Annotated in this window: 4 protein-coding genes; 3 read left to right on the top strand and 1 reads right to left on the bottom strand. The window is 71.6% G+C overall.

Going from position 1 to position 4205, the window contains the following annotated elements:
* The coding region (locus tag EYA84_RS27775) for a leucyl aminopeptidase (protein ID WP_131056809.1) at positions 1-1036 on the top strand (1036 nt) is incomplete at its 5' end.
* A 159-nt stretch (positions 1037-1195) separates the two neighbouring features.
* On the opposite strand, the gene EYA84_RS27770 is transcribed toward EYA84_RS27775, so the two are convergent.
* The gene (locus EYA84_RS27770) at positions 1196-1525 is read right to left on the bottom strand and encodes a hypothetical protein (protein WP_117228376.1); all 330 of its coding nucleotides are present in this window, start codon (positions 1523-1525) and stop codon (positions 1196-1198) included.
* Positions 1526-1704: 179 nt separating this feature from the next.
* On the opposite strand from EYA84_RS27770, the gene lpdA reads away from it, so the two are divergent.
* Both lpdA and EYA84_RS27760 read left to right on the top strand, forming a co-directional pair.
* Complete coding sequence (gene lpdA, locus EYA84_RS27765) at positions 1705-3096, top strand: dihydrolipoyl dehydrogenase (protein ID WP_131056807.1); 1392 nt, start codon at positions 1705-1707, stop codon at positions 3094-3096.
* Between the two features lie 71 nt (positions 3097-3167).
* Positions 3168-4205, top strand: a 1038-nt coding sequence (locus EYA84_RS27760) for a biotin/lipoyl-containing protein (RefSeq protein ID WP_201272497.1), incomplete at its 3' end; no start/stop codon positions are given.

Here is a 4205-nt window from a genome sequence, read left to right as displayed (position 1 = left end):
GCCGGACGCCGCGGACGCCGGCGCGCAGGCCGAGGTGACGCGGGCCCGCACGGTGGCCGCCGCGGTCCGGCAGACCCGCGACTGGGTCAACGTCGCCCCGAACGAGCTGCGCCCGCCGGTCTTCGCCGACGCGGTCGCCGAGGCCGGCCGGGCGGCGGGCCTGGAGGTCGAGGTGCTCGACGAGGTCGCCCTGCGTGCGGGCGGCTACGGCGGCATCATCGCGGTCGGTCAGGGCTCGGAGGCACCGCCGCGCCTGGTCAAGCTGACCTGGACCCCGGACGGCGGAGGCACCGGCAAGCGGGTGGCACTGGTCGGCAAGGGCATCACCTTCGACACCGGCGGCATCTCGATCAAGCCGGCGCAGGGCATGTGGGAGATGAAGTCCGACATGGCCGGCGCGGCGGCGGTGGCCGCCACCATGCTGGCCGTCGCGGAGCTGAAGCCGGCGGTGACGGTGACCGCGTACGTGCCGATGGCGGAGAACATGCCGTCGGGGACGTCGTACCGGCCGGGCGACGTGATCACCATGTTCAACGGCAAGAACGTCGAGGTGCTCAACACCGACGCCGAGGGCCGGATGATCCTCGGTGACGCGATGGCCCGGGCCTGCGCGGACGGCTGCGACTACCTCTTCGAGACCTCCACCCTCACCGGCGGGCAGGTGGTCGCGCTGGGCAAGCGGATCTCCGGCCTGATGGGCACCGCCGAGCTGTGCGAGCGGGTCCGTGACGCCGGTGACGCGGTCGGCGAGCCGGCCTGGCCGATGCCGCTGCCGGACGACGTGCGCAAGGGCATGGACTCGGACGTGGCCGACATCTCGCAGGTCAACGCCGGCATGGACCGGGCCGGTCACATGTTGCAGGGCGGTGTGTTCCTGCGCGAGTTCGTCACCGACGACGTCGCCTGGGCGCACATCGACATCGCCGGCCCGTCGTACCACTCGGGCGAGGCGACCGGCTACTGGACCAAGGGCGGCACCGGCGTCCCGGTCCGTACCCTGCTGCACCTGATCGACGACGTCACCGCAAACGGCTGACCTGCTTGTAAGGAAGGGTCCCCTGCTAACGCCTGGTGCATAGCAGGGGACCCTTCCTAACATCCGAACACCCGAGCCGGAGCAGCGCGACGGCCGAGCGCGGGCACGGCGGGGTGCGACGCGCGGTGAGGTCCGGCCGGCGTCCGCGCGGTGGCGAGGTCAGTACTGCTCGGGGCGGCGCTTGCGGCGCTCGTTGTAGTCGCGCATCCGCTGCGGGTAGCCCATCAGGGCGATGTCGTAGACCGGGATGCTGACCCGGTACGCGAAGCGGCGTGCCCCGTCCGGCCCGTCGATGCGGCGCCGGGTCCACTCGCCGTCGTCGGCGATCAGGATGACGGTGGTCTCGGTGACGGTGGTGCGGGGTTCGATGAACGCCTCGACACCCTTGCGGGTCCGGACAAAGTTCTCCAAGTGCTCCAGATCGGCGCGATTGGCCGTACGGTCGGAGTCAACCGCGCGTGCCTGCTTGCGTCGCCGGAACAGTCCCACCGAGCCGTCTCCCCACGCGTCCGTCGTCGAAGGCAGTGCCAAGGGTACGTGGCGACAACGTGTCGTTGGGCACCTCGGTACGCGGCTTCCGCACGGTGGTGACAAGATGGCCGAGGTGGGGTGTGTCCCTGTTACCCCGCCGTGACCCCCGATGCAGCGACGCGACCTGGGAGTTGGACGTGAGCGAGCCGAACGACGCAACCTTCGACATCGTCATCCTCGGAGGTGGCAGTGGCGGCTACGCGACCGCCCTGCGCGCCGCCCAGCTGGGCCTGAACGTCGCGCTGGTCGAGAAGGGCAAGCTGGGCGGGACCTGCCTGCACAACGGCTGCATCCCGACCAAGGCGCTGCTGCACGCGGCCGAGATCGCCGACCAGACCCGCGAGTCGGAGCAGTTCGGCATCAAGGCCGAGCTGGTCGGCATCGACATGGCCGGGGTGAACGCGTACAAGGACGGCGTGATCTCCCGCCTCTACAAGGGTCTGCAGGGCCTGGTCGGCGGCTCCAAGAACATCACCTTCGTGGCCGGGGCCGGCAAGCTGGTCGCCCCGAACGCGGTCGAGGTGGACGGCAAGCGGTACACCGGCCGCAACGTGGTGCTGGCCTCCGGCTCGTACGCCAAGAGCCTGCCGGGCCTGGAGGTCGACGGCGAGCGGGTCATCACCAGCGACCACGCCCTGACCCTGGACCGCGTCCCGAGTTCGGCGATCGTGCTCGGCGGCGGTGTGATCGGCGTCGAGTTCGCCAGCGTGTGGAAGTCCTTCGGGGTGGACGTGACCATCGTCGAGGCGCTGCCCCGCCTGGTCGCCGCCGAGGACGAGGAGTCGTCGAAGGCGCTGGAGCGGGCGTTCCGCAAGCGGAAGATCAACTTCAAGGTCGGCAAGCCGTTCGAGAAGGTCGAGAAGACCGACAACGGCGTCAAGCTCACCATCGCCGGCGGCGACACGGTCGAGGCCGAGCTGCTGCTGGTCGCCGTCGGCCGGGGCCCGAACACCGCCGACCTCGGCTACGAGGAGCAGGGCGTCAAGACCGACCGTGGGTACGTCCTGACCGACGAGCGGCTGCGCACCAGCGTGCCGAACGTGTACGCGGTCGGCGACATCGTGCCCGGCCTCCAGCTCGCCCACCGTGGCTTCCAGCAGGGCATCTTCGTCGCCGAGGAGATCGCCGGCCAGAACCCCGCCGTGATCGACGAGGCGGGCATCCCCCGGGTCACCTACTCCGAGCCGGAGCTGGCCTCGGTCGGCCTCACCGAGGCCAAGGCCAAGGAGCAGTACGGCGCCGACAAGATCAAGACGTACAACTACAACCTCGGCGGCAACGGCAAGAGCCAGATCCTCAAGACGGCCGGCTTCGTGAAGCTCGTCCGGGTCGACGACGGCCCGGTGGTCGGCGTGCACATGGTCGGCGCCCGGGTCGGTGAGCTGGTCGGCGAGGCGCAGCTGATCTACAACTGGGAGGCGTACCCGGGCGAGGTGGCCCAGCTGGTGCACGCCCACCCGACGCAGAACGAAGCCCTGGGCGAGGCGCACCTGGCCCTCGCCGGCAAGCCGCTGCACGCGCACGCCTGACCACGACAACCCGCGGCGTCCGGCGACGGGCGATGATCCCCCCACCAGGGAAATGAAGGAGTCTGGAGAACATGCCGGTATCGGTCACCATGCCCCGGCTCGGCGAGAGCGTCACCGAGGGCACCGTCACGCGCTGGCTCAAGCAGGAGGGTGAGACCGTCGAGGTCGACGAGCCCCTGCTCGAGGTTTCCACCGACAAGGTCGACACCGAGATCCCGTCGCCCGCGGCCGGCGTGCTGACCCGGATCGTGGTGGGCGAGGACGAGACGGCCGAGGTCGGCAGCGAGCTGGCGGTCATCTCCGGCGAGGGCGAGTCGACCGGCGGTGAGGCCGCTCCGAAGCAGGAGGAGGAGGCCCCCGCCGAGCAGGCCGCCGAGGCTGCCGAGGAGCCGCAGGCCGAGGCGGAGCAGTCGGCCGTCGAGGAGCCGGCCGAGCAGCCGGCCCAGGCTTCCGCGCCGTCGGGCGAGGGCACCCCGGTCCAGATGCCGGCCCTCGGCGAGAGCGTCACCGAGGGTACGGTCACCCGCTGGCTCAAGCAGGTCGGCGAGACCGTCGAGGTCGACGAGCCGCTGCTGGAGGTCTCCACCGACAAGGTCGACACCGAGATCCCCTCCCCGGTCGCCGGCACCGTCCTGGAGATCAAGGTCGCCGAGGACGAGACCGCCGAGGTGGGCGCCACGCTGGCCGTCGTCGGTGCGGCCGGTGCCGCACCGGCCGAGGCCAAGCCCGAGCCGACGCCGGAGCCCAAGGCGGAGCCGAAGGCCGAGGCCACGCCCGAGCCGAAGCAGGAGGTCTCCGAGCCGACGCCGGGTGCCTCGTACAACGAGCCCGCGCCCGAGGCCGAGAAGGCCCCGGAGCCGGCCAAGGCCGTGCAGGCCGCCCAGCCGGCCGCTCCCGCCCCGCAGCGCGCGGCGGCACCGTCGAACGGCGGTGAGCAGTCGGCCGGGTACGTGACGCCGCTGGTCCGCAAGCTGGCCGGTGAGCACGGTGTCGACCTCGCCTCGCTCAACGGCACCGGGGTCGGCGGGCGGATCCGCAAGCAGGACGTGCTGGACGCGGCCGAGAAGGCCAAGGCCGCCAAGGCCGCGCCCGCCGCGGCACCGCAGGCC

The organism is Verrucosispora sp. SN26_14.1 (assembly GCF_004307965.1).
Taxonomy (GTDB): Bacteria; Actinomycetota; Actinomycetes; order Mycobacteriales; family Micromonosporaceae; genus Micromonospora.
The sequence above is the reverse complement of the archived record's forward strand: the minus strand, read 5'-3'. Positions and strand labels throughout refer to the sequence as shown.